We start from the raw sequence: 26749 nt of genomic DNA, 5'->3' as shown, positions 1-26749 counted from the left end.
CGAAGAGACGGAGAGCAACCTGCTGCGGCAGGCCCCGAGCGCTCTGGCCCTCACCGAGGCGTGTGCCTCGCTGCGGCCGCGAGCGAGCCGTCCGCCAGGTCCTTGAGGATGGCTCCGGCGCGGGCGGCGACGTCCGGCCCGGCAGTCTCGGGCGTGCCGGCGGCGAAGGGCGGTTCCGGCGCATATTCGGCCACGAGCTGGCTCGTCCTGGCATAGTCGTCGCCACGCAGGCGGGCCGCCAGGACGAGGGCGAAGTCGAGGCCGGCGGAGATGCCCGCCGCCGTGATCCGGTCGCGGTCCACCACCACGCGCCGGTTCACCGGGATGGCGCCGAGGCTGGGCAGGACAGTCTCGCGCACGCACCAATGCGAGGTGGCGCGATAGCCATCGAGCAGTCCCGCCGCGCCGAGGATGAGCGAGCCGGTGCAGACGCTGGTGACCCAGGACGCCCTGGCCGCCCGGTCGCGTAGGAAGGCCAGGGTCGCTTCGTCGCGCATCTGGCCAGGGGTCGCATCGCCGCCCGGCACGAAGAGCACATCGACATCGCGAGGGCAGGTCTCGAAGGAGGTGTCCGCCGAGAGCGTCAGGCCCGTGTCGCTCGGAACCGGTCCGGCTTCGCGGGCGACGAGATGGAGGCGATCGCCGGCCAACCCGGCCAGGATCGCCTGCGGGCCAACGAGGTCGAGCGCCGTCATGCCGGGGAACATCAGCATGGCGATCCGCACGGGGGGCCGGTCCGGCACCGCCGCGCGGGCGGCCTCGCCTGGGCCGGACAGGACAGCCGCCGTCAGGCTCGCGGTGAAAGCGCGACGATCCATGGACGATCCCTCCCGATGGCAGCGACCGGATCATATAGGCCACCGAAGACGCCAGGAGAGGCCGCAGAGCTTGGGGTGGTGACCAAGATGTCGACGTCGCCGACGCTATCCGCCGCATGTGGACGCGAACGGCGTACTTCGCCATATGCGCAGCTTGGCGGGATGCGTGACCGGGTGGGATGCGCTACAACCCCGTGACATGCTACGGCCTCGCCATCGACGTCAGGCGGACCGATCCGATACGGCCGGCCCGAACCGGACGATTTCCTGCCAAACGATCAGAATACGACGAGCCATGACACGCGACGTCCTTGACACCAGCCCCGACCGCTTGAGCGACACGAACGGCGACGGGCGGCCGAGCCTGACGGCGACCATTCGCTCCCATCTCGGAGACCAGCTCCGTACGGTCTACGATCGCCTCGGCACGGACGAGCCGGCCACGCGGTTCGCCGAGCTGATCGAGAAGCTGGAAGCCGCCCTGAAGGCGCGTGGCGAGCAGGTGGAGCCCGAGTTCCGCAACGGTCTGCTCGCGGCGGTGCCGTCGCTGCGGGCCTTCGCGCTCTCGCTCACCAGCAATCCGGCCCGCTCGGACGATCTGGTACAGGACACCCTCCTCAAGGGCTGGCAGCATCGCGCGCGGTTCCAGCCGGGCACGAACCTGAACGCCTGGCTCTTCACCATCCTGCGCAACATCTTCTACTCGGACCACCGCAAGCGCGTGCGCGAGGTGGAGGACCAGGACGGGTCCTACGCGGCGCGCCTCGCGACGGCGCCGCACCAGGGCGACCGCCTCGACGTGGAGGATCTGCAGACGGCACTCGCCAAACTACCGCCCGACCAGCGTGAGGCCCTCGTCCTCGTGGGCGCCGAGGGCGTGTCCTACGAGGAGGCGGCCACGATCATGGGCTGCAAGGTCGGCACGGTGAAGAGCCGCGTGAGCCGTGCCCGCGGGCGCCTCGCCGAACTGCTCGGCTACGACGAGGAAGACCTCAGTTCGGACCGGCTGATCCAATCGGCCATGCCGAAGGACGCCTGACGCCATCCGCCGAGCAGTCGGGATCGGCTGCCGCCGGGCGACGTCATTCTGCGACGCCAGGCGCATGAGGAGCGCTGTCCCCCGATCGGGGGCATGACTGGGACAATCCGGCAAAATCGACTTTCGAGGCATCCCTTTCCGGAGATCGGGCGTTACTGCCCCGAACCCCGCTGAGCGTCACCGTTCGCGGGTCATCGGATACGGAGATCTCGATCATGAACATCAGGACCCTTCTCGCCGCTTCGGCGATTGCCCTGTCCCTCCCCCTCGCCGCCCAGGCCCAGGGCCTCGTGCGCGGCGCCGAGCGTGGCGCGCAGGATGGTGCGGATGCGGCCGGCCCGCTGGGCGCCATCGTCGGCGGCGCCGTCGGTGCGGCAACCGGAACCGTCGGCGGCATCCTGGGTGTCGACGACCGTCCCCGCTTCCGCCAGTACGTCACCCGCGAGCGTCACAGCTCCTACGCCTATGACGGCGATGTCCGCGTCGGCGCGACCCTGCCCGGCACCGGCGTGACCTATTACGACGTGCCCTCCGAGTACAATGCCCGCGGCGCGCGCTACACCATCGTCAACGACCGCCCGGTGCTGGTGGACCGCAGCCGCCGGATCGTCGAGGTCATCGACTGATCGTCAACATCGGTCGTTGCTGATCGTTCGGCAGGAGCCCTCGGTGCCACGGCACCGGGGGCTTTTTCGTGGATCAGAGATTCGGCAGGGTTCGCAGGAGAAGCACCGGAAATACTGGCGCGGGATCGGGCAGCATCAACATTTGTGAGTCGGCACGCGCAACACTCTTCGTCCCAACTGGTTATTGGTCTTGATTAGGGAGATACCCGATATGGCAAACGATCCGATCACCGGCATTGATGATCCTGTCCCCGGACAGGCCAGCGGCGTCGAGGTCGATCCGGCTCTGCCCGAGCCGGTGCGGGATCATCTCGGCCAGCAGCTGCGCTCCGTCTTCACCACCCAGGACGAAGCACCGAAGTTCCTCGGCGATCCGTCCGTGCCGGAGGAGTTCGCACCGCAATTGCGCCGTCTCGAAATCCGGCTGAAGACCCATGAGGAAGGCACCGGCGCGGTCGAGCAGGCCCTGGATGGCCTCCTCGACGACCTGAAGGCACCGCCTTCGACGACGATCTGAACTCGGATCTAAGGACCGACGATCAAAACTCGACCGGATCGACTGCATCTGGGTCGGCTTTCGCCAGATCGACGCGTTTTCACACAGGCTGCGCCCAATTGCCGACTTCTACGAGAGACGAGCTCTCGATCGAGAAGCCGCATAATGAGGTCGTGCTGCCACGCACCTCCCACGAAGGCTGTCTCGCGCTCGCGGCCTTATCGAAAGAGCGCCTGAGCCTCGACGATTTCCGCGGTGGGAAACCACTCGTCATGGCTGAGACCGAGAACGTCCGAGCCGCATTTCCGTAAAGCCGCTCGCCCCGACCTTCGGCACAGCTTACGAACACCGCCTCTTTCCCTAGCCGCGCAGGGCCGCAAGACTCCGCCGCTGGCGGCCCGCATCATCAAAATTCTCCGGCGCGAGCCAGGCGGCGAAGGCCTGCCGCAGGCGGGGCCAGTCCGCGTCCGTCACCGAGAACCAGGCCGTGTCGCGGGAGCGCCCCTTGGTGACGATCGCGTTGCGGAAGATGCCCTCGAAGGTGAAGCCGTAACGCAGGGCCGCCGCGCGGGAGGGCGCGTTGAGGCTGTCGCATTTCCACTCGTAGCGGCGGTATCCGAGGTCGAAGGCGCGGCCCATCATCAGGGCCATCGCCTCGGTGCCGGCCGGATTCCGGGCGAGGCCGGGCCCGAACTGGATATGGCCGACCTCGATGCAGCCATGGGCCGGATCGATCCGGAGATAGGCCGCGAGGCCGAGGGCGCGGCCGGTGGCGGCGTCGAGGATGGCGTGATGGATCGGGTCGCGGCTGCGGGCGATCTCCGCCAGTCGCGCACGATACTCGGCCTCGTCCGCCGGGGGCTCTCCGGGCAGATAGGTCCAGCGCGCCGGGTCGTGGGCCAGGGCGGAAAAGAGGTCGCCCACATGGCGCTCGGCGTCGAGGGGTTCGATCCGGCAGAACCGGCCCTGCAGCGCCTCGCGCGGCGGTGGCGGCGGCGGGCTCCACCCTGCGAGGGCGGGGCCGACCGGCTGGCCATAGGAATTCACGCGCTCGCTCATGCCCGAACTCCAACCCTGTCGACGAGGTCCGCCATGGCATCGCCCCCGCCCGCGTCCCGGCGCAATCCGGCCGCGACGCCGGCCCGGTCCGCCTCCGTGCGGTTCTGGCTGACCTTCCATTTGCCGGTGAACCGCGCAATCGGAATCTCGATGCCGACGATTCCCCGGATCTGGGCGGCGGTGAAGGCCGGCGGCGCATCCGCCACCGACCAGGGCGCGTCCCGCCCCGCCTCCTGCATCCGCGTGAGGTCGTCGATCTGGCGTCGCAGCCAGACCTCGTCCTCGATGACGCGCGGGCGGCCCCTCGCCTGGACGGTGACGTAGTTCCAAGTCGGCACCACCTTCCCGGTCTCCCGCTTCGTGGCGTACCAGGAGGGCGTGACGTAGCGGTCCGGTCCCTGGAACACGACGAGGCATTCGGCGAGGCCGTCGAGGTCGCGCCATTGCGGGTTGGCGCGGGCGAGATGGGCCCGGAGCGTATGCTCTCCGCCCGCGCCCTCATCGAGGAGGAAGGGAACGGGGTTCGCCATTAACCCGCCGGCACCGGCGCTCACCAGCAGACCCAGCGGACAGGCACGGATGAGGGCGGCCTGGGCCGTGACGTCCTCGGTCCGGAAATGCGGCGGTTCGTACATGGCGCGTCTCCCGCCGGCGGGATCCCCGGCCGGTCTTCTCTTGACGAGAAGCGGATCACGCGGAAGATCCGGTTTCCGCGAACCGGCTGGACCAGTTTGAAACCGAGCCCGAGACGGCCCCCTGCCCTGCCGCTCCAGCTCGACCTCGGCCCGTCGCCGGGCGGCTGCGGACTTGCCGGTCATGCCTCCCTGCACGGCCGGGTGCGCGAGGCTCTGCGCGACGCCATCCTGTCGGGGCGCCTGCCGCCGGGAGAGCGCCTGCCCTCGTCCCGCACCCTCGCGGAGGATCTCGGCTGCGCGCGGGGCACGATCCTCCTCGCCATCGAGCAACTCGTCGCCGAAGGCTACCTCACCACGCGCCCCGGTTCCGGCACCCGCGTGGTCGACACCCTACCCGACGACCTTCTCGTCCCACGGGGCGTGGCGGGCCGCACGGGCCCCTCTCCCGCGGCGCCCGTGCTGTCGCGGCGCGGGGCGTCGCTGGCGGCAGCGCGAGGCGAGGCCGCCCCGCTCTCCGACGCCTTCGCCCTCGGCCGGCCCGCCCTCGATGCGTTTCCACGTGAAACCTGGGCGCGCCTGCTCCAGGCCGAGTGGCGCGCCGGCCCGCCCGCTTCGCTCCATCCTTTGGGCGAGCCACGCCTGCGCAGCGCCCTGGCAGCCTATCTGTCGGCCGGGCGCGGAGTCGCCTGCAGCGAGGAGGCGGTGATCGTCACGAGCAGCATCCGCCAGAGCCTGCGTCTCCTGGCGGAGCTTCTGCTGGAGCCCGGCGAGGCGGCCTATCTGGAAGAGCCGGGCTTTCCCGGCCTCGCCCATGCTTTAGGCGCGGCGGGCCTGCGCACGGTCCCGGTGCCGTGCGATGCGGCGGGGTTCTCGATCGCGCGGGCGCAGTCCCTCGATCCCGGAGCGAGGCTCGCGGTGGTGACACCGGCCCAGGGCCATCCCCTCGGAGCCACCATGAGCCTGGAGAACCGCCTCGCCCTCCTCGCCTGGGCGGAGGCGCGGGAGGGCTGGATCGTCGAGGACGATTACGACGGCGAGTACCGCTATGCCGGACGCCCGCTGGCGCCGCTCCACGCCCTCGACCGGGCCGGGCGCGTCCTCTACGTCGGCAGCGTCTCCAAGGTGCTCCTGCCCGCGTTGCAGATGAGCTATCTCGTCCTGCCGCAGACCCTGGTGGAGCCGGTGCGCCGCGCCCTCACCGGCAGCGGCGGCTTCGCCTCGATCCTCGGGCAGGGCGCGCTGGCCCGCTTCATCGCGGAGGGCCATTTCGCGGCGCATCTGCGCCGGACGCGGCGACTCTATGGCGAGAGACAGGCCGCCCTCGTGGCGTCGGCCCGCGATCTCCTCGGTGGGGTGCTCGCGGTACCGCCCCGCGACGGCGGCATGCATCTGGTGGCGCGCCCCGTGGCCGGGGCGAAATTCGATGATCGCCGCGCGGTGGAAGCCTGCGCCCGCGCCGGCATCGCCACCACGGCGCTCTCGCCGCATTTCGCCGATCCGGCACGCGCCGAGCAGGGACTCCTCCTCGGCTACGCCTCCGTCCCCGAACGCGCCATCGTGCCGGTAGTGCGGCGTATGGCGGAGGCGTTGCGGGCCGATCGCTGACGGGAGCGCCCGCAACGCCTCGCATTCGCAGCCCCGGTCCTCGCAGCATCGTCGTTGGGGCGAGCGCGAAAAGCGGGTAACCTGCGCCGTAAATGGCAGATCGAACCTCAGGAAGGCCCATGGACAAGGATCCCTCCCCCGCCAGCACCGCCGCCCACGCGGTGTTCGACGTCGCCGCCGCCGTGGCGACCCTGCCCGAGGCCTGTTCCACCATGGTGGCCGACCACCGCTTCGTCGATCAGCCGGCGGCGAGCGCGCGGGTGTTCCGGGTCTATTCGCCGACCCCGCCGCACAGCCACGCCTCCTGCGACGAGTATCTCTACGTGCTCTCGGGCCGGTGCATGATGAAGTTCGCCGACGAGCCGCCGGTGGAGGTGGGGCCGGGCAAGCTGGTGATGTTCCAGCGCGGCGTGGTGCATTCCGTGCCGGAGATCCTGGAGCAGCCGATGGTGTTCCTCTCCGTCGACACGCCCCGGCGCGAGCCGCGCGACATCCGCTTCGTCTCGGACGGGACCGGCACTCCCGACACCTTCATGCGCCAGTCGCAGCAGGCCCAGCAACAATAGGCGACGCGCCCTCCCCCCCCCCTCTCCCCGCGGGCGGGGAGAGGACGTCGTCCTCCCCTTGCCGGGAGGCGACGTGAGCCCGGTCGGGCGAGGGTGAGGGGGGATCGCAGGGTGTGGCTCCTCCGGCCAAGCCCCCTCACCCCCGGCTGCCGCCTCGCCGCGCCGACGACGAGGTCGCCGCGGCCCTCTCCCCGCATGCGGGGAGAGGGGAATGCGCACCGGCTTTCAGGCATATGCGCCGCCAACCGATGATCAGGCCCGTGGCCACCAAAACTCCGGCGAGGAGGTTAAGCAGCCATTGCGCCGCGTCCCTCGCCGGCGGGTGGCCGACGAGGACCGGCAGGTCGAGGCGGTGGAGGGCGGTGAACAGCCAGCGGTTGGCGCGGCCCGACCGGTCGAGCCGGTTCAGGATTTCGCCGCTGCCCGGATCGACGTGAAGCCAGGTCGCGGCCGGGTCAGCGAAGCGCAGGCGGAGAATCGGAAGCGTCCCGCTCGCGAGGGGCGACCAGTAGAGGTCGTGGGCAACGAGGCGCTCGACGCCCTCCAGCCGCGCCCCCGCCATGGCGAGACCGGCCGCTGCCGCGATCCGGGCGGCGTCGGGCGCGTCTCCGATCGCCCGCGTGCCGGCGCGGTCGAGCCCCAAGGTGACCCAGTGCCCGCCGATGCGCGCGAGATGCAGGCCGAGGGGCGCCTGCGCGCCGATCTCGCGCAGCTTCGCCAGATCCAGCCCGACCGTGTTGTCCGCCCCGGCATAGGCCGCGCGCAGGTCGGCGGGCGGCGCGAGGGAGGTGAACCAGCGGTTCGGGTTCATGGAGAGCCAGCCGCTGACGATGAAGGTGGTGAGGCCGATTCCGCCCACGAGCCCGGCGAGGTGGTGCCAGCGCGCCATCCCGCGATAGGGCGTGATGCGCCCTTGCGCGTAGCGACGCCTGAGGCGCAGGCGCCAGATGCCGAGGACGAGGCCGGTGAGCGCCGTGAATGCGGCGATGCCGGAGATCCACAGCACCAGGTCGCGCCAGAGGTCGGCGCGGGCGCGTAGCGGCGTCAGATAGATCCAGTGGGTGACGGCGCCGACCCAGTTCCAGCCGCGCTCGAACCGGGTCGTGTCGAGGACGATCTCGCCGGTGCCTTGCGAGACGTAGAGTTCGGTGCCGGCCGCGTCGTTCAACGCGACCTTGTGGAACGGGCGGAGCGGATCGTAGCGGGCCGTCACCGTCCATTGGTCGCGCTCGACCCGATCCACCGAGGCGCCGGGACCGCCTCCGGCGAGGCGCAGGGCCGCGTCCGCGTCGACCGGCCCGGCCGGCGCGCCGGTTCGCGCCGAGAGGGTGATGCGGCGGCCATCACCCGCCGACATCCGGTAGACCGGCTCGTCGCCGCGCATCTCCAGATCGAGGCTGCGGGGCATCCGGGCCTCGCCCGCCCTGACCAAAGCCTCGTCCGGCAAGACCGCGACCGCGTCCCACGCCATCGGGCGCAGCCGCACGAGGCGTTCGGCCTCCGTGAGGCTCGGGAACGGCACGTAGAGCATCACCAGCCCGGAGCCGATCCACAGGGCGAAGAGCAGCCCGGTGGCGATGCCGAGCCAGCGGTGGCCGAGCACCAGCCACCGCTTGGCGCGCTTGAGCAGGCTCACCACGCGACGCTGTAGGCGACCTCGAAGGAGCGCGGTCGCCCGAGGATCCAGTTGGTGCCGATCCCATCCACGGCGTTGCCGCTGATGGCGTAGGTCGTGTCGAACAGGTTGTAGACGCGAAGGCTCAGGCGCGAGGCCGGGGTGACCTGATGGTCGAGGCCGAGATGGGCGAGGGTGTAGTCGGGCCGCGGCGCGGTGTTGGAGAAGTCGCTGAAGACCCGGCCGACATTCTGCAGCCCGATCCGGGCCTCCCAGTCACGGGCGAAGGCCCAGTTGAGCCAGACGTTGGCGACGCGCTGGGGCACGTCGATGGGCTGGTTTCCCGCATAGGAGACTGACCCCTCCCGGAACTCGTCGTACTGTGCATGAAGCAAGGCGAGGTTGGCGTCGATGCGCCAGCCATCGGGCAGATGTAGGGCGAGGGCCCCCTCCACCCCGTGCGAGGATTGTTGGCCGACCTGGGTCGAGAGCGTGGGCTGGCCCGGTACCGCCGAGATCAGGTTGTCCTTGACGATGCGATAGCCCGCCACAGCCCATTCGAGGGCGCCGTTCAGCGCGAGGCCCTTGGCCCCGACCTCGATCTGTTCGCCGGTGGAGAGGTCGAAATTGGCGTTCGCTTGCGACAGGCTGATGAGGCTGCCCACGGGATCGGTGGCGGTGGCGTATTGCACGTAGAGGGCCGAATCCGGCGTGGGATTGTAGACGAGGCCGAAGCGGTAGCTCAGGGCCTCGAACGAGCGCTCGAAGGTCGCCCCGGTGGCGAGATTGCGGCGATGCAGGGTCGGCGCGTCGAAGCGCACGCCGGTGAGGAAGGAGAGTTGGTCGCTGAGGATCAGCCGGTTCTCGGCGAAGACCGAGGCCTGGTTGGTGCTGGTGGCATAGGCCGGGCTCGCGCGGCCATTGGCCGGAAAGAGGCCCGGATCGTAGTTGAACGGGTCGACGCTGGTGACAAGGTTGCCGCCCGCGCTGGAGAAGTTGTTGGTGTGACGGAAATCCACGTGGTTGACGTCGAATCCGATGGCGAACTCGTTGCGGAAGCCGAAGACGTTGCCCTTGAACGCCGCGTCGAAGCGGTTCCCGACCTGCTCTTGGCTGTGGTAGATTTCGAGGTAGTCGGACCGGTCGATGAGGCCGGTGCCGCGATTGAACCGGTATTGCTCGACATCGAGCCAGTGGCGCCGGCTCTGCAGGCGGTAGGCGGTGTTGCGGATGGTGATGTCGGCGCTGGGCGTCCACTCGGTCTTGAGCTGGGTCCAGTTGTCGGACCAGATGATCTTCGAGCCGTCGACATTGTAGTTGTTGTTGCGCAGGGCTTGGACGATCCGGCCGTTGACGAGCGGCGTGCCCCAATAGCGGGCGGGCTCCTGGTAGCCGAGATCGTGGCTGAGGGTGACGGCGAGATCGGGGTTCAGCTGGAACAGCAGCGCGCCGGAGACCGCGAGGTTGCGGAAGTCGCCGTTCGGGCTGGTCCAGCCGCCGTCGCGGTTGCCGCTGACGTTGAGGCGGTAGGCCACCGCGTCGCCGATGGGACCGCCGAGATCGACGGCGAGGCGCGCGAGCCCGTCCGACCCGGTGGCGGCGCGCGCGGCATGGATCGGCGTGAAGCTCGGCTTCTTCGAGACCACGTTCACCACGCCGCCGATGGCGCCGTCGCCGTAGAGCACGGAGGCCGGGCCGCGCAGCACCTCGATCCGCTCCACGTTCCAGGTGTCGAAGGGGAAGGTGACCGTGCCGGCACCCACGAACAGGCGGGTGCCGTCGTAGAGCTGCTGGATCGAGTTCGGGCCGGCAAAGCCTCTGCTGGAGAAGGCGCCGTTGCCGTTTCCGGGCGAGGCGATCGTGGTGATGCCGGTGGCGTTCTGCGTCACCGCCTCGACCACCGTGTTCTGGCCCCGGATGCGGGCGGTCTCGCCGCTGATCACGTCGATGCTGGCGGGGGTCTCGAGGGGCGTCAGGCCGAGGCGGCTGGCGCTTCGGGAGGGTGTCGACAGGTTGAGGCCGACGGGGTTCGCCCGCGTGAGGCTGACCCCGCTGCCCTCGACGGTCAGTTGGTCCAAGGTGACGGACTTTTCGGTGACGGAATCCCGGGTAAGGGAATCCTGGGCCCGGACTTCGCTAGCGAGCAGGGTCGGGCCGAGGAGGGACGCGAGGAAAGCGGTGGCGCGGGCCGGGGAGGCGCGGCCTGGGGCGCGATGGGTGACCTGTGATGACATGATCGTTTGGGCAAACCGGATTGATCGCTGGCCGAAAGCCGCATCCCCTCTGCTAAATCGTATGTTATAACGTTACAATATGTCGATCCGGGCAAAGTGCCTGCGCGCGGGACCAGGAGGTCTCGCCGAGGACATGCTCGGGAGCGAGTCTGCAACGGAAGGAACGGTTACGATCGGGCATCGCGGGCGAACGGCAGGCGCGGCTCAGCGCAGTGGCACGTCACCGCGAACGAAGCCGATGCGTTCGCGCCATGCGAACGCCCCGACACCCCATCAGGACACCCCGCCCGATGCGTTTCGCGTGTGACCACGACTGACGGCAGGTCTCCTGGCTCGCGGGTCGCCGCCCTCTCATCGTCTTCCCAGGTGGATCACCCAGTGACGTGTTGATGAAGGGCTCGCCGCTTACAGTTGCGGGGGCAGCCGCGGCATCGGGCCCAAGACCCTCACCGCATTCCCTTTTGATCCTCCGGAGAGGAACCGTCACGGTCAAGCTAGCCGCCGGCGGAGAGGCCCGTCAACGACGCCCGGGCAACACTCCCAAAAGAAAAGCCCCGGATCGTTCGATCCGGGGCCGATCTCATCGAATGCGTATCGCCTACCAGCGATAGGTGACGGAGCCGGTGATGCGGCGGCCTTCGCCGTAATTGCAGCCGACGAATCTGACCTGTTGCGAGCAGGTGCCGACATAGACGCGGTCCGTGAGGTTGTTGGCCGCCACCTGGAAGCGCCAGTTCTCGTAAGTGTACCGGAGCGACGCATCGAACAGGACGTAATCCGGTACGCGGATCGTATTCTGGGGATCGCCGAATGTTTCTCCGATGTAGCGCACGCCGCCGCCGATCCCGAGCCCGCGGAACATTCCGGTCTGGATCGTATAATCGAGCCAAGTGGCGGCGGTGAAGTTCGGCACTTGGATTGGCCTCTTTCCGACCGCGCTGGGATTGCCGTCGGGCGCATTGTCCTTCGTCACTTCGGCCTGCAGGACCGTGAGCGACGAGATGAGCTTCAAGCCGTCGAGGAGGTCGACGGTGGCTTCACTCTCGAAACCTTTCACCTCGACTTCACCGTTCTGATAGAACGCCTGCTGCAACGGATCGCTGGGGTTGAAGAACAGGGCGTTAGTCTTCTTCGTGTTGAACACGGAGAAGAGGATCGAGGTAGCCTGGCCCGGCGGCTGAAACTTGACACCAGCCTCAATGGTCTCGCCGATCTCGGGCTTGGCCGGCGTGATGTTGTAGGTCAGTGGCACCGGACCGATGCCGGGCACGTCCATGCTCGTGCTATTCTGGAGGAAGACCGGTAGCACGTTAAACGAGCGGGCCGCCGAGACATAGGGCGTCAGGCCGTTGTCGAAAAGATACGAGAGTCCGACGCGGCCGCTATAGGATTGTGCGTCCTGATTCGCACCGAAGCTCGTGGGAATTCCGTTCGGGAACGGGATGGCGTTGAGTATTTGGCGCACGGTATCGATGACCGGGTTTTGGGCGTCGGTCTTCGTCGTCACCCAATCGTAGCGGGCGTTCATGCTGAGCAGCCAGTGATCGTAGAATTTTACCTGATCCTGCGCGTAGACGCCCACTTGGTCCTGTTGCAACCGTGACAGGAGGGAACGCGGAAGCTGGGCGACGGGCTGGCCGTAGACCGGGTTGAGGATGTTGAGCGGGCCTACGAATGGACCGACTCCGAGAAGACCAAAGCTTGTACCGCCGTACTGGTCGCTCTTGTTCTTGATCTTGCTGTAATCGACCCCGAGCAGGGCAATATTCTTGATGTCACCGAACTGCGCATCGTGCTGAATCTGGGTATCGACGGTGAAGACGCCGTAATCTTCAAGCCAAGTCTGAGCCTCGCGGTTGACGATGTTGGGCATCGCCGAATTGGTGACGCTCGTGGAATAGATCGCATTGTAATCGGTCGAGGCATGGGCGTAGCGCAGATTCTGGCGCACGGTCCAATGGTCGTCGAACCGGTGTGAGAACTGGTAGCCGCCCTCGAAATGCTCGGCGAGGAAGCGCGAGAAGCCCGGCTCCCCCAGGAAGCGGCTGCGCATCTCCGACTTATAGGGATTGCTGCTCCGGGTGTATTCGCGCGGGATGGCGCGGAATGTGTCGCCGGTGCGGTCTCTTTGATAATTGCCGAGCACCGTCAGGCTGGTATCCGCCGAAGGCGCGAAGGTCACCGCGGGCGCAATATAGATTCGGTCCAGCGGCGTGTAATCCACCTGCGTGCCGCCTTCCCTCAGCAGGCCGGTGATCCGGTAGAGGATCGTCTTCTCGGGATTTAGCGGGCCGCTCAGGTCGAAGCCGAACTGCTTGCGGTTGAAGCTGCCGTAGGAACTGAATATCTCCCGTAGCGGCTCGATCGTCGGCTTTTTGGTGATGAAGTTGACGAGGCCACCCGGATCGTTGAGTCCGAACAGGCCCGAGGTCGGACCACGCAGCACGTCGATGCGCTCCACGCCGTAGGGCTCGATCGGGAAGCCGGAGAAGCTCGTCTGAGGCAGACGCATCCCGTCCTTATAGATGCCGCGCTGGGTCTGATCGAAGCCACGGATGATCAGTTGATCGAAACGGCCATCCTGCCCCTGCGGCGACGCGACGATGCCGGCGCTGTAAGCGAGCGCATCAGCGAGATTCTCCGCGCCGCGATCCTCGAGTTGCTTCTGGGTGACGACGGACACGGACTGGGGGATCTCCCGCAGCGCCGCGTTGGTCTTTGTTCCCGACGTACTCCTGGGCACGACGTAGGAATTGGCAGCCGTTACGCCGCCGCCATTGCCGCCTCCCACACCATTGCCGGAGCCCTGCACCGACAGGGTGTCGAGCTGCACCGCGGCCGTGCCGCCCGAAGCGCCCTGGGCGAAGGCCTCCCCGCTCCACAGGGCGGGGGCCATGGCGAGCATCGCCACGGTGGAGACCCCGGCGAGACAGCGCAGTCCACTCACGGTTTTGTGAGAGACCCTGCCGGGGGAGAGCAACATGCCATCAGACATAGGGAAGGCCTTGATCGTCGGAAATACGGCGCAGACTTGATCGTGACTGAGCGAGATGTCCTCGCCGATGCATCGCGTGGAACGATTCAAAAACAAAGATCGAGTCTCGGTAAGACGAATCCATACGGCGTCTTTGACAGCAAGGCGAAGTTGCTCCTCAATGACCGAAGTTGTGGCTGCGTTGCCTAAGGATCACATTCCTACTTTGGAATAATTCAATTCAGACTGAGAAGAACCCGTCCTGCGACATTCAACGGCGGGCCAGCAGCCACATCAGGAATGGCCCGCCGACGAGGGTCGCCACCAATCCGGCGGGCAGCTGGTAGGGGAAGAACGCCATCCGCCCGACGAAATCCGCCGCGACCATGATGAGCGCGCCGACGATCGCCGCACCGGCGAGCTGCGGCGCCGCGCGGGTGAGGCCGGACAACCGCGCCACCTGAGGGGCCACGAGGCCGACGAAGCTCAACGGCCCCGCCACCAGGGTCGCCGCGGTGGTGAGGATCGCCGCCACGACGAGGATGGCAAGACGGCTGCGGCGCAGGCCGAGGCCAAGCGACCGGCCGGTGGGATCGCCGAGGGGCAGCAGGTCGAGCCAGCGGGTCAGGGCGGGGAGGCAGGCGGCTCCGAGGCCGAGGATTCCGAGGGCCGCCACGGCATCCTCCGGCGCCACCCGCGCCGTGGAGCCCGCCGTCCACCCGAGCAGCATCACCACGGAGGGATCGCCGCTGATCATCAGGATGGTGAGGAGGGCGGCGAACCCGGTGGTGAGGCCGATTCCGGCCAGCAGCATCTGCTCGGGCACGGTGTCGGCCCGACGACCGAGGCTCGCGATCGCCAGCAGGGTCGCGAGGGCCCCGAGGCTGCCGGCGGCGAGGAGCGCCATCCGGTCGGGCGTGCCGAGGACGATCGTGATCGCGACGAGGCCGAGGGCGGCCCCGGAACTGATCCCGAGCACTTCGGGACTCGCTAGGGGATTGCCGGTGAGCCGCTGCAGCAGGGTGCCGGCCAGGGCCAGCATCGCGCCGGCGGCGAGGGAGGCCGCGATCCGGGGCAGGCGCCAGGGCAACAGCCCGTCGAGGCCGGCCCCGAGGCTCCAGTGCCAGCCGGCCGGATCGCGGCCGAGGGTCAGGGCGACGAACACGAGAAGGGCGAGCGACACCGCTCCGGCCAGGATCAGGCGCCAGGGCCGCGCGAGACGGGCCGAGGTCTCGCCGTCCGGGCGATGCAGCGCGCCGACGCCGCGCAGGCGCGGCAGCAGCCAGAGCAGCATCGGCACGCCGACGAGGGAAGCCAGCGCGCCCGTGGGCACCTGCGCGATGGGGGCGAGGGCCAGGACCACGGAATCGGTGAGCCAGATCAGGGCCGCCCCGAGAAGGGGCGCGGCGATGAGACGGTCTCGCAGGATGCGCGTGCCCGTGAGGCGGACGAGGATCGGCGCGGCGAAGCCGACGAAACCGATGACGCCCACCCCCGCCACCACGAAGCCGCCCAGCGCCACCGCCACGGCTACGGCAAGGAACCGCACCCGGCCGAGGGAGAGGCCGAGGCTTTTGGCATTCGCCTCGTCGAGGTCGAGCACCGAGAGGGGCCGCACCATGAGCGCCACCAGGAGGGCGGCGACCGCGAGGCGGGGCGCGAGATAGGCGGGCGCGCTCCAATCGTTCATGGCGAGCGACCCCGCCCCCCAGACGAACAGGCCGAACAGCCGCTCCTGGTGCAGGATCACGAGGAGGGTCTGGAGCGCACCGCAATAGAGTTCGACCACGAGGCCGGCCAGCAGCAGCCCCAGGGGGGCGAAGCCCTTGGCACGGCTCAGGCCGAAGACCGCGAGCACCGCCAGGGCGGAGCCCGAGAGCGCCACCGCCTCCCGCCCCTGCGAGAACAGGCCGGGCGCGAACAGGGAGGCCAGGGCCAGGGCGAGCTGCGCCCCGGCGGAGATGCCGAGCGTCGAGGGCGAGGCAAGGGGATTGCGCAGCACCTGCTGCAGCACCACCCCCGACAAGGCGAGAGCGCCGCCGGCGAGCCACGCGGTGACGATCCGCGGCAGCACGCTCTCGTGCAGGATCACCTGGGCGATGTCGGTCCAGTCGGGACTCCACAAAGCCTTCAGCGCAGGCCCGAGCGCCATGTCGGCGGTGAGCGTGCGCAGGGTGAGGAGCGCGGCCACGAGGGACACAGCGCCGATGAGGAGCATCGTCCCGCCGATCCGCGACCGGCGCGGCACGAGGGCATCGAGGCGGGGCTCGGCGAGATCCACCTCAGCCACGGGGACAATCCCGCTTCGCGAGATCGGTCATCAGGTCGGCAAAACGCGCGATGGCCGGCAGGCCGCCGTAGAACCAGACCGGGGCCACCACGTCGACATGGTGCTCGCGCACCGCCGGCAAGGTCTGCCAGAGTCGGCTGCCGGCCAGCGCCCTGGCGGCGTCGGATTGGATCGGCCCGATATGGACGATGCGCGCATCCGCAGGACCGTTGGCGAGCTGCTCGATCCCCACCGCGGTGAAGCCGGACGCGTTGCTGGCGCCGGTCCAGGCATTCGCGATGCCGAGGCGGTCGAGCACGGTCTGGAACAGACTGATGCGGCCGTAGACGACGATATTGCGGTGATCGACGATCCAGACGAGGTAGGTCGGATGCCGGTCGGCGGGGCAGGCGCTCGCTTCGGCCCGCGCGAGAGTCGCCTCGGTCCGTACCTCCAGGGCCCTGGCCTCATCGACGCGGCCGAGGCGCATGGCGACGCGCATCGTCTCCGCCTTCGCCCGCTCGTAGGGATCGCCCCCCGCATTGGCGATGGTGACCGCCTCCGTCGGGGCGATCCGCGACAGGGAAGCCCCTTGCGTCGCCACCTGGATCGGATTGGCGAGGATCAGGTCCGGTTTCAGGCTCGCCAGCACTTCGAGGTTGGGCTCCACCACGAGGCCGAGATCCACCACGCCCTCGGGGAGCGCCGGCGCCACCACGGTCCGGTTGTAGTTCTCGGGCTGCGTCACAGCGATCGGCACGATACCGAGGCCGAGGAGCAGTTCCACGGCGCTCCAGTCGAGGGCGGCGACCCGCGGCTGGGCGGGCATCTTGTTTTCCGCGCGCGCGGGCGGACAGGCCAGCACAAGGAGGCAGGCCGCCAGGCAGACGACGGCCCTCCTAGAGCTGCGCCCGACCACGTTGGGTCGGGGCACACCTCTAGATCCTTGTTGTGTCGCTCTCTTTTTCGCCGAACCGGCATCCACTTCGGCGGAGTGCGCTCTAGCGGACATTAACGGCAGCCAGGGCGAGATCGTCGGCCTTGCTTTTCGCCTCCGGGGCGAGGCTCGCATCCCGAAGGGCGGGCGTCAGTGCCGCGATGGCGGCGGTGGCGGCGAGGCACAGGCCGCCGCCCGCCGCCATGGCGATCCGCGCCGAGGCGAGATGGGCCGTGGTGCCTGCCTGCATGCCGCCGAGCGCCGGGCCGATCGTCTCCTCCAGCACCCACAGGCTCGACACCCGGCCGAGCATCGCGTCCGGAGTCGCTCGCTGGATCAGCGCCGCACGCAGGATGCCGGCAAGGCTCGCGGCGGCGCCGAGCGTCGCGAGGCAGAGCAGGGCCGGGACCATGCCGTCGCTGAAACCCAGCACGATGCAGGCGCAGGCCCAGACCGCGACGCAGGCGAGAAGCCAGCGGCCCGCGAACGGGCTCGCGCCGGCGCGCCCCGAGGCCAGGGCGCCGAAGAGCGCGCCGACCGAGGGGGCGGCATAGAGAAGGCCGATGCTGTCGGGCCCTCCGCCGAGCCCGTGCGTCGCGAGTTCGGGCAGCAGCACGTAGGGCACCGCGAAGACCAGGGCGACGAGATCGACGAGGAGCAGGCTCAGGACCAGGGGAGAGCGGGCGATGTAGCGCAAGCCGCCCATGAAGCCGGCCTCGTCGGCGGCGAGGACGGGGAGAGGCGCCCCGGCCGACGCCCCGGCCAGGGGCGGCAGGGGGGGCAGGAAGGCGAGCACGATCGGGGTGATGCCGGAGATGAGCGCGACGACGCCGTAGCACGCGACGAGCCCGGCGCCGGCGGTGATCGCCCCGGCGAGGAACGGCCCGGCGATGGCGCCCGCCTGCGCCGCCACCGCCGTGAGCGCGGCGGCCCCCGACAGGTGCTCGCGCCCGACGAGGGCCGGGGTGGCGGCCATGATCGCCGGCATGCCGAAGCCGAAGGTCGAGCCGCCCACCACGGCAGCCGCGTAGATCGGCCAGACCATCGGCTCGGCGAGGGCGGCGTTGGCCATCAGGATCAGGATGGTGAGGAGATGGGCCGTGCGCGACCAGACCATGACCGCGCGCCGGTCGTAGCTGTCGGCGAGCCAGCCACCGACGATGAGCGCCAGCCCCATCGAGGCGGCCACAGCGGCGTTGAGGAACGCCACCTGCAGCGACGAGGACGTGAGCGCGTACATCTGAAGGCTCACGGCGACGCCAAGCACACCGAAGGCGAGGAACGAGGCGGCCCGCGCCGCATAGAGCAGCCGGAACCCCCGGCTCGCGCGCAAGGGAGACAGGTCGAGCATCATGGTGCCATGCCGCCCCGGATGACGCTCTTTGACAGGACTCTCCTGGCGCTCACGCTTCAATCCTCGTCCTTGGCGTCTTCGTCGGCGCCGCGCCGCCAATAGGCCACGGCGAGATGCTGGTCACGGGTGAGGCCACAGGTCTTGCGCCAATGAGCCCGCAGGGCCTTGAATGCATTGAATTCCGATCCTGCCCAGGCGAAGACCGTGCGATCGTCAGGGAATGCGATCGCCCGGACCGCATCCGCCAGGAGCGTCGTCGTGCCGGGCGCTGCGCCGTTGCGGTGGAGCCAGCGCAGTTCCACCCCATCCGGCCGGTCGAGCGCCTGCTCGTCGGCCGGCCCGTCGACCTCGATCACCGCGATCCCGCCGACATGGCCGGGCAGCCGCCCGAGGATGCGGCCGATGGCGGGCAGGCCGGTCTCGTCGGCGGCGAGACAATACCACTCCGCCGCACCGACACTGCGGCCCCCTGGGCCGAGCAGCGCGACCACGTCCCCGGCCTTGGCGCGCTTGGCGAAGGAGGCGCCGGGGCCGGCGTCGTGATGCATGACGAAGTCGATGTCGATCTCACCGGCCGCCACATCGATGCGGCGGATTGTGTAGGTGCGCATGGAGGGCGAGCCCTCCCCCTGTGGCCAGACCGGGATGCCGTCGATTCCCGGCACGGGCCATTGCGGCGCATGGCCGGCGGGCGGGATGATGACGTGCACATGCATGTCGAACGCGTCGTAGCGCGCCAGATCCGTGCCGACGAACGTGATCCGGCGCATATGCGGCGTGAGATCGACGACACGCCGGACCGTGACTTCGCGCAGGCTCGGGATCGTCTTGTCCGCGCAGCCGTCGCCGGTCCAGACGATGGAGGCGTCCGTGGCGCCGGGAAGCTCCTGGAGATGCGAGGCGAGCATGAACTTGACGACGGCGAGGGAGGTCTCGTCGGTGGCCTCCGCCTTCAGCGCGAGCAGGCCTTCGGCGGCGACGAGGGTGCCGGTACCGACGTCGAACTCGACCCTGCCGCGTCCCGGCTCGTGAAGCACGAGAATGTCGTGATCGAGGAAATGCTCGCACAGGTCCGCAATGTATCGCCCGGCATCGGCGAGGCGCACCCGGGCTTCGGAAGCCATGGCTGTCACGGGATGTTCTCCACGATGGCGGGACGGCGCGAAGTCCGGCCGCGGATCGGCTGTTGGCCGTAACCGAGGGAGGACGGACATACAACGCAAAACACGGTGACTGACTTCATCGAAGCACACCGGATCGATTATTTGTCATTGATAGAAAAGCTGCCATCATAAGAATGCTTTCCACGCTTTCTTCGCCGTGATGTCGCGTCCCGGCACAAGTCGATCCTGTTTCCGCGATCCCGGCGCCGTAATCGCGACGCCCGTGACAGGCAGGCTAAAAATTTCACCTGTCGTAAGCATCGGCACGAAGACTCTCTGTCTACAGAGGCGTTCGACCCAGATTTTCATTGTTACATTTTCAAAGATAAAATATTGACCGATCGCATGTCGACAAAAACGGGCGAGCCCCCATATCAGCACTCGAACGGCATCTGATTCCGGCAAGGGACAGAACGCGTCAGGTCTTTCCGCCATCGAACCGAGACGGGAGAATGCATGAACGATGTCGATTTTCGCGAGATGCTGGATGCCCACTGCCTGATGCAGGCGGGCTGCTACGTCTCGGACATCGAACCCGCCCCGGATGACGGGCGCTACCTCTGGTCGAGCGCGATCCCCGAGCCGGGTTTCAACGTCGGGGTCGAGACCACCGACCTCGCCTGGGTCCGGGCGACCTCCGCCCGGCGCGGCCGGCTCCCGGCCATCCTCGTCACCGAGGGCGGGGACGCGCTCGGCGCCCATCCGGACCTGCAGGCGGCCATCCCGACCCGATGGATGCTGGGCGATTGCCGAGAAGCGCAGGGGCCGGTCATGCCGGAGGGGCTGACCCTCGCGACGGAGGAGACGGCGGCTCCCGGCGAGGGCTACCTGTCGGTCTGCGGCGGCCTCTACGACGACGCTGGTATGAACGAGATCGCCGAGACGGTCTTCCTGCCGGTGCTGCGCAGCGCCCGGCCCGTCGAGGGCGTCGAGACGCGGCACCTCACCGTGAGCGCGGACGGCGTTCCGGTGGCCTGCGCCTCGGTCTACCGGGCGGGCCCCCTTGCCGGGCTCTACAATGTCGGCAGCCTCGCGACGCGACGCGGGAGCGGCCTCGGCACCCTGGTCACGCGGGCGGCGATGGCGAGCGCCCGGCAGGCCGGCGCGGACACGATGATGCTCCAATGCGTGGCCGGCGGCCATGTGGAGCGGCTCTATGCCGGCCTCGGCTTCACCAAGACGGCGAGCCCGACCCTGATGGTGTTCGCCCCGGACGCGATCTGACGTCGATGGACCGACCGCCCCCTCTCCCCGCCCGCGCGGAGAGGGGGTGCAGGCCGAGGAACCCGGTCCGCTCACAGCGAGGCCGCGAAACTGTCGTGGAACGCCGCCGAATCCACGATCTCGCGGTGGGTGACGCCGGGGATCACGGTCACCTGCTCCACCCGTCGCGAATAGCGGCCCCAATCCACGTGATTGAGGCCGCGCTCCACCGACTTGCCGGCGAGCCAGACCCGGATCGGGCAATCGAACCGTTCCGCCCGGTAGCGGCGGTATAGCAGCGTGTTGTCGACGAAGGTCCAGAGTTCGTATTCCTTGCTGCCGACGCCGGGCCCGTCGAGGGGCAGCGGGTCGGAGGCGGCCGCCACATAGGCGAGGAACTGCTCGTGGAGCTCCGGGTCCATGCGCCGGAACAGATCCTCCCAATCCGCCCGCATCGGCGAGCGCTCCAGCCAGACCGCGACGCCATCCTGAAGGCGGCGGCGATGCTCCGGCGTCAGCACCGGCAGGGCGCCGACCGCGAAGCTCACATCGATGTCGCAGACGTCGAGCATGCCGACGAAGGAGAGATCGATGCGCGAGCCCAGCATCCGCGCCGCCTCGTAGGCGAGGACGCCGCCCCAGGACCAGCCGAGCATCGCGCAGGGGCGCCCGGCGCTCTCCCTCTCGATGATCTCCGCGTAGCGCGCGGCGATGTCCTCCACCGAGACCACGCTCTTGCGGGCGTCGGTCAGCGAGTAGCAGACGAAGCCGGTCACCGGCTGGTCCGGCCCGAGGCGGCGGACCAGGGGTGCGTATTCGCGGGTGTTCACCATCAGGCCGGGGAAGCAGTAGAGCATGGGCCGGTCGCCCGTCGCCCGCAGGCGCACCACCTGCGCGGTGCCTACGGCGTCGGCGGTGAGCGCGGCGGCTAGGGTCTCGACGCTCTGGTTGTTGAAGATGTCGGCGATGGTCGGGCTGCGGTCCGGGAAGGCCGCGCCGAGGGCGGTAAGCACGCGCAGGGCGGTGAGCGAGTTCGCCCCCGCCTCGAAGAAGTTCAGGTCCGGTGGGATGGCGGGGAGGCCCAGCGCCTTGGCCCAGATGTCGGCCACCACCGTCTCGGTGGGGGTGAGCGGGCGCGAGGCGCCGTTCGGCGTCGCCGCCAGCGGCGCGGGCTCCGGCAGGGCCGCCCGGTCGAGCTTGCCGTTGGGCGTCAGCGGCAACCGATCCAGCGCCACGATCCGGCTCGGCACCATGTAGTCCGGCAACCGCCGGGCCAGATCCGCCCGGAGCGCGCTCGCGTCGAGGGCCGCCCCGGCCGCCGCCACCGCATAGGCCACCAGCTGCGGACCCGCCGGACCCTGCCGCAAAGCTGCCGCCGCTCCCGCCACGGTCTCCTGCGCCAGCAGCGCCGCCTCGACCTCGCCGAGCTCGATCCGGAACCCGCGCAGCTTCACCTGCGCGTCCGCCCGCCCGAGATACTCCACCGTCCCGTCCGCCCGCCAGCGCGCCAGGTCACCGGTGCGGTAGAGCCGGCCGCCGGCCCGACCCGACAGGTCCGGGAACGGGTCGGGGATGAACCGGTCCGCCGTCTGCCCGGCCCGGCCGAGATAGCCCCGCGCCAGACCGTCGCCCCCCAGATGCAGCTCCCCGGTGACCCCCACCGGCACCGGCTGCAATGCCGCGTCGAGGATGTAGGCCCGCCGGTCCCCCACCGCCCGGCCAATCGGCGCATAGGCCCCCTCCACCGCATCCCCGGCCCGCGCTCGCCACACCAGGGGCGAGATCACCGTCTCGGTGGGGCCATAGCCGTTGATCAGCAGCGTCGGATCGAGCGCCCGGCCGATCAGCGCGAAGCTCTCCCGCGACAGGGCCTCGCCGCCGAACGCGTAGGAGCGCCGGCTCGGGCGCGGGCCGCTGGCGGCCTCCAGCGCCAGCTGGTGCATGTAGGCGGTGGGGAACCCCGCATGGGTCACGCGATGACGCTCCATGGCGTCGAGCGCCTCGCGCGGAGTCCACAGGCCGTCCGGCTTGAGCACGACGCAGCCGCCGAAGGCCAGGGGCACCATCCAGCGCTCCTGCGCCCCGTCGAAGCTCATCGACAGGACGTGGAGTTCGCGGGTCTCCCGGCTCGTGCCGTAGACGGCCCCCGTGGCGCGGACATGCCGGGCCAGCGGCCCATGCGCCACGGCGACGCCCTTGGGGGTCCCGGTGGAGCCGGAGGTGTAGATCACATAGGCGAGCTGCTCCGGATGCGCCGTGCGGGACGGGGCAGTGTCCGGCTCCGACGAGAGGTCGAGGGCGGAGGGGTCCAGGGTCGCCCCCTCCCCCATCCCGGCCTCTCCCATTCCGGACTCTTGCATCCCGGCCTCTTGCGCCAGCCCGTCGAGGGCGCTGCCCTGCACCATGAGCAGGCGGGCGCCGGCATCGCGCAGGAGGGCGGCGAGACGCGCCCGTGGCTGCGCCGGGTCGAGGGGCAGGAACGCGCCCCCGGCCCTCAGGATGGCGAGGAAGGCGGCGATCTGGTCCGGCCCGCGCGGCAGGGCCACGCCGACCACGGCCTCGGGGCCGACGCCCTCCCGGATCAGCCGGTGGGCGAGGCGGTTGGCGGCCCGGTCGAGCTCGCCGAACGTGGTGGTGCGCGCACCGCAGATCACCGCCGGTGCCTCGGGATCGGCCAAGGCCGCCGCGCCGATCAGCTCTGGCACCAGCCCCTCCGACAGCGGCATCCCATCCACGTAGGGCGAGGACAGATCCGCCAGGGACGAGGCCGAGACGAGTTCGAGCGCGTCGATGCGATGGGCCGGGGTGCCGGTCAGGCCGTCGAGCAGGGCGAGGTAGCCCTGCTCGAACCGGGCGATGGTGGTGGGATCGAAGACGGCTTCGGAATAAGCGAAGGTCGCCGAGAGGCCGCCGTCCTTCTCCGTCACTTCCAGGACGAGGTCGTAGGCGGGAGTGCCGGTATCCTGCCCGAATGCCTCGAGCGTCAGGCCGGCGACGGTGCCAAGATCGCCCAGGGCCGCGGGCTGCTGGCTGATCATCACGCGGGCGAGGGGCGCCCGGCCGGGAACGCGTTCCGGCTGCAGCGCCTCCACCAGTCGCTCGAAGGGCAGATCCTGATGGGCAAGGGCGTCGGTCAGCGACGTCCATAGCTGGCTAAGCACGTCGCGTCCCGGCAATGCCGGGTCGATCGACACCGGCAGCACCAGCGTGTTCACGAACACGCCGACGAGGTGTTCGACGCCCGGCAGGTGGCGGCCTGCCACGGGCATGGCGATGCGCAGGCTCCGGGTGTCGCCAAAGCGATGCAGGAAGAGGGCGAAGGCGCCGAGCAGGATTGTGAAGGGCGACGTGCCCGTCTCCCCCGCCAGGGCCGCGATCCGACGGCTCACCCCCTCGTCGACCGCGAAACCGTGCCGGAGGACGCGGTCGGGGCCTCCGACCCGTCTCTGGCGATCGGTGAGGGACAGATCGGGCTCGGGACCGCGGAGGCGTTCGCGCCACCAGGCGAGGTCGGCCTCCATGGCATCGACACGGGGTTCGCTCGCCTGCCAGGCGGCGATATCGGCCGGCTGGATCGCGAGGGGGGGCAGATCGGTGGGCAGGCCCTCCGCCTCCGCCCGGTAGAGCGCCGGCCATTCCCGCAGGATCACACCCATGGACCAGCCATCGGACACGATGTGATGCAGGGTCACCAGGAGGACGTGATGAGTGCCGCCGAGGCGGACGAGGGCAAAGCGCGCGAGGGGGCCACCGGCGAGGGTGAAGGGGCGCTCCGCCGTCTCGCGGCAGAGAATGGCGAACCGCTCCTCGCGTTCGTGCGCGGCGAACCCGGTCAGATCGGTCTCGGGCAACCCGACGTCGCAGCCGGCCACGATCACCTGCTCGGCTCGACCGTCGGGCCTGCGGCGCAGACGGGTGCGGAAGGCTTCGTGCCGTGCGACGAGGGCAGCGAGGCTGCGATCCAGGGCGCTCCGGTCGAGGACGCCGTGGAGGTGAATTCCACCTGCGATATGGTGGCGCTCGTCATCGCCGAATTCGGCCTCGAACCAGAGCCGCTCCTGCGCCAGCGACAGGGGAAGCGCTCCGTCACGGGAGGCCGGAGCGATTACGAGCGCCGTCGTACCGGCCGCGATCTCCGCCCCGACCGCATCGGCAAAAGCCCCGAGCCGGGGATGCGCGAACAGGGTCTGCGGCGGGATCGCGACACCGATGGCCGTACGGAGTTCGGTGAGCATCCCGATGGCCGCGATGGAATTGCCGCCTAGGGCAAAGAAATGGCTGTCGCGGGTCAGGCCGCGTCGGTCGAGGATGACGGACCAGATCGCGGCGAGGCGCGCGTCCAGCCCGGTCAGCGCCATGACCTCACCGGATTTCGGCGCGCCTTCCGCATCGATCCGCCGACCGTCCTCCATCACCGCGTAGGCGTCGAGGGAGCCGGTCTCCCATCCGCGCCGCGTAGCGCCGCGCTGGATCTTCCCGCTGGATGTGCGCGGCAGGCCGCCGGGATTGAGCAGGACCACGACGCGCGCGGTCTCAAGGAAGGCGTCGGCGACGGCCTCCGAGACCAGTGAGGCGATCGCCTCGGGCGCGGCAAGCTTCTGGGCGGTGCGCGACACCTCCACCGCCACGCCGATGCCCTCGCGCCCGTCGCGTTCCACGGAGAAGGCGGCGATGCGGCCCCGGCGCAGGATGTCGACCTCCTGCTCCACCACCCGCTCCACGTCCTGCGGATAGATGTTCTGGCCACGCAGGATGATGAGATCCTTCTCGCGCCCGACGAGGAAGAGCCGCCCCCGATGCAGGAAGCCGAGATCACCCGTCCTCAGGCAGCGGACGCCGTGCCGTTCGACGAAGGCGGCCGCCGTCGCGTCCGGTTTGCGCCAATAGCCCTGGGCGAGGCTCGGACCGGAGACGATGACCTCGCCGATGGTCCCGTCCGGCAGGGATTCCCCATCCGAACCGGCGATTTGGATCGGATGCCCGGGCTGCTCGAAGCCGCAATCCACCAGCCGGGTGCCGTCCGCCGCCGCGACGGCGCGGCCTTCCGCGAGGCTTGCGGGATCGAGATCGAGGAACCGCATGCCCTCGCCGCGTGTGCCGGCCGAAAGGAAGAGCGTCGCCTCCGCCAGCCCGTAGGACGGCCTCAGCGCGCGGGCGTCGAAACCGGCGGGAGCGAAGCGTTCGGCGAAATCGGCCATGGTCGTGGCCCGGACCATCTCCGAGCCCGAGAAGGCGATCTGCCAGCTGGACAGATCGAGCCGCGCGACGGTCTCTTCGTCGACCCTGTCCTGGCACAGGCGGAACGCGAAATCGGGACCGCCGCTTACCGTGCCGCGATGACGGTGGATGGCTTCCAGCCAGCGCGCCGGGCGGCCGAGGAAGTGCTTGGGCGACATCAGGACGCCCAGGATGCCCGCATAGATCGGCTGCAGCATGCCGCCGATCAGGCCCATGTCGTGATAGAGCGGAAGCCAGCTGACCATGACGTCGTCCGGGCGGAAATCGAAGCCGTGCCGGATCAGCCGCTCGTTGGCGACGAGGTTGGCGTGGCTGACGATCACGCCCTTCGGCAGGGCCGTGGAGCCCGACGTGTATTGCAGGAAAGCGACGTCGTCCGGCGACGGCGCCGCCTCGGGCGGGGCGGCGTGTCTCGCGGCGCCGGGATCGTCCGAAGCGATGTCCTCCACCGGAACCACCGCGCTGCTTTGCCCTGCCATGGCGAGCATGGCGTGAACGGACTCCGCGTCGTCGCGATGGATGAGGATCAGCGCCGGCTCGGCATCGCCGATGATGGCGGCGATGCGCGCCTGATGCTGCGCCCGACGCGGCTCGGGCGGAAAGACCGGGACGGCGATGAGGCCGGCCCGGAGGCAGCCGAAGAAGCCCGCGACGTAGTCGAGCCCGGTATCGAGCAGGAGGCAGACCCGGTCGCCGGGCTGCGCCGATTGCCGAAGCCGCGCGGCGATGATCCCCGCCCGACGGTGGAGGTCCGCGTAGGTGACGGTGACCTCGCCCCGCTGCGGGTCGTCAAGGAAATGAAGGGCGGGGACCTCCCCATGGGTCTCGGCCAGCCAGCGCAGGTGACCGACGAAGTCCGTGGCGGGCGGGACCGCCAGCGACGCGCGCGGAGAACCGTCGGTCATCATATGTCCTAAG

The 26749-nt window shown here is 69.5% G+C and carries 17 protein-coding genes and 1 riboswitch; of the genes, 6 read left to right on the top strand and 11 right to left on the bottom strand.

The features are described from left to right. Positions 1-50: 50 nt before the first annotated feature. A complete protein-coding gene (locus tag MKK51_RS04255) occupies positions 51-818 on the bottom strand; it encodes a DJ-1/PfpI family protein (protein ID WP_409565612.1) in 768 nt (255 codons plus the stop codon). A 295-nt stretch (positions 819-1113) separates the two neighbouring features. Here MKK51_RS04255 and MKK51_RS04250 point away from each other — a divergent pair, with 295 nt between their 5' ends. The 3 genes from MKK51_RS04250 to MKK51_RS04240 all read left to right on the top strand — a co-directional run bounded on the left by MKK51_RS04250 (position 1114) and on the right by MKK51_RS04240 (position 3000). Further along, the gene (locus tag MKK51_RS04250) at positions 1114-1857 is read left to right on the top strand and encodes a sigma-70 family RNA polymerase sigma factor (RefSeq protein ID WP_027171798.1); all 744 of its coding nucleotides are present in this window, start codon (positions 1114-1116) and stop codon (positions 1855-1857) included. A gap of 215 nt (positions 1858-2072) precedes the next feature. Next, positions 2073-2483, top strand: a complete 411-nt coding sequence (locus MKK51_RS04245) for a DUF1236 domain-containing protein (RefSeq protein ID WP_243975176.1) — start codon at positions 2073-2075, stop codon at positions 2481-2483. Positions 2484-2694: 211 nt separating this feature from the next. After that, a complete protein-coding gene (locus tag MKK51_RS04240) occupies positions 2695-3000 on the top strand; it encodes a hypothetical protein (protein WP_243975174.1) in 306 nt (101 codons plus the stop codon). Positions 3001-3339: 339 nt separating this feature from the next. Here the strand turns inward: MKK51_RS04240 and MKK51_RS04235 are convergent, their stop codons facing one another. After that, positions 3340-4038, bottom strand: a complete 699-nt coding sequence (locus tag MKK51_RS04235) for a GNAT family N-acetyltransferase (RefSeq protein WP_243975172.1) — start codon at positions 4036-4038, stop codon at positions 3340-3342. Then, positions 4035-4673: an FMN-binding negative transcriptional regulator gene (locus tag MKK51_RS04230; protein WP_243975171.1), complete on the bottom strand. Its 639-nt coding sequence runs from the start codon at positions 4671-4673 to the stop codon at positions 4035-4037. Before MKK51_RS04230 ends, MKK51_RS04235 begins: the two co-directional genes overlap by 4 nt. A gap of 96 nt (positions 4674-4769) precedes the next feature. Between MKK51_RS04230 and MKK51_RS04225 the strand changes: the two genes are divergently transcribed. Together MKK51_RS04225 and MKK51_RS04220 are read left to right on the top strand one after the other, a co-directional pair. Continuing rightward, entirely contained in the window at positions 4770-6278 is a 1509-nt protein-coding gene (locus tag MKK51_RS04225) for a PLP-dependent aminotransferase family protein (RefSeq protein WP_243975169.1), read from the top strand. A 119-nt stretch (positions 6279-6397) separates the two neighbouring features. After that, on the top strand, positions 6398-6844 hold the full coding sequence (locus MKK51_RS04220; RefSeq protein WP_243975168.1) for a cupin domain-containing protein: 447 nt from the start codon (positions 6398-6400) through the stop codon (positions 6842-6844). Between the two features lie 136 nt (positions 6845-6980). Here MKK51_RS04220 and MKK51_RS04215 read toward each other — a convergent pair whose 3' ends face one another. The 7 genes from MKK51_RS04215 to MKK51_RS04185 all read right to left on the bottom strand — a co-directional run bounded on the left by MKK51_RS04215 (position 6981) and on the right by MKK51_RS04185 (position 19351). Next, entirely contained in the window at positions 6981-8483 is a 1503-nt protein-coding gene (locus MKK51_RS04215; RefSeq protein ID WP_243975167.1) for a PepSY domain-containing protein, read from the bottom strand. After that, on the bottom strand, positions 8477-10693 hold the full coding sequence (locus tag MKK51_RS04210; protein WP_243975166.1) for a TonB-dependent receptor: 2217 nt from the start codon (positions 10691-10693) through the stop codon (positions 8477-8479). Before MKK51_RS04210 ends, MKK51_RS04215 begins: the two co-directional genes overlap by 7 nt. Positions 10694-10993: 300 nt before the next feature. After that, positions 10994-11193, bottom strand: a riboswitch (cobalamin riboswitch). Positions 11194-11291: 98 nt separating this feature from the next. After that, positions 11292-13640 carry a TonB-dependent siderophore receptor gene (locus tag MKK51_RS04205; RefSeq protein WP_243975165.1) on the bottom strand — a complete coding sequence of 783 codons (2349 nt, stop codon included), beginning with the start codon at positions 13638-13640 and terminating at the stop codon, positions 11292-11294. 298 nt (positions 13641-13938) lie between these two features. Further along, positions 13939-15957: a Fe(3+)-hydroxamate ABC transporter permease FhuB gene (gene fhuB / locus MKK51_RS04200; protein WP_243975164.1), complete on the bottom strand. Its 2019-nt coding sequence runs from the start codon at positions 15955-15957 to the stop codon at positions 13939-13941. Beyond that, positions 15950-16765: an ABC transporter substrate-binding protein gene (locus tag MKK51_RS04195; protein ID WP_243975163.1), complete on the bottom strand. Its 816-nt coding sequence runs from the start codon at positions 16763-16765 to the stop codon at positions 15950-15952. Before MKK51_RS04195 ends, fhuB begins: the two co-directional genes overlap by 8 nt. 172 nt (positions 16766-16937) lie before the next feature. Then, positions 16938-18227, bottom strand: a complete 1290-nt coding sequence (locus tag MKK51_RS04190) for an MFS transporter (RefSeq protein WP_243975162.1) — start codon at positions 18225-18227, stop codon at positions 16938-16940. Positions 18228-18283: 56 nt separating this feature from the next. Beyond that, positions 18284-19351, bottom strand: coding sequence for a siderophore-interacting protein (locus tag MKK51_RS04185; protein ID WP_243975229.1), 1068 nt, complete (start codon positions 19349-19351; stop codon positions 18284-18286). 495 nt (positions 19352-19846) lie between these two features. Here MKK51_RS04185 and MKK51_RS04180 point away from each other — a divergent pair, with 495 nt between their 5' ends. Further along, positions 19847-20614: a GNAT family N-acetyltransferase gene (locus tag MKK51_RS04180; RefSeq protein WP_243975160.1), complete on the top strand. Its 768-nt coding sequence runs from the start codon at positions 19847-19849 to the stop codon at positions 20612-20614. Between the two features lie 71 nt (positions 20615-20685). Here the strand turns inward: MKK51_RS04180 and MKK51_RS04175 are convergent, their stop codons facing one another. Continuing rightward, a complete protein-coding gene (locus MKK51_RS04175) occupies positions 20686-26736 on the bottom strand; it encodes a non-ribosomal peptide synthetase (RefSeq protein ID WP_243975158.1) in 6051 nt (2016 codons plus the stop codon). Positions 26737-26749 lie beyond the last annotated feature (13 nt).

Source organism: Methylobacterium sp. E-045 (assembly GCF_022829685.1).
GTDB lineage: Bacteria > Pseudomonadota > Alphaproteobacteria > Rhizobiales > Beijerinckiaceae > Methylobacterium.
Note: the sequence above shows the minus strand (reverse complement) of the source record. Positions and strands in the feature narration are given on the sequence as shown.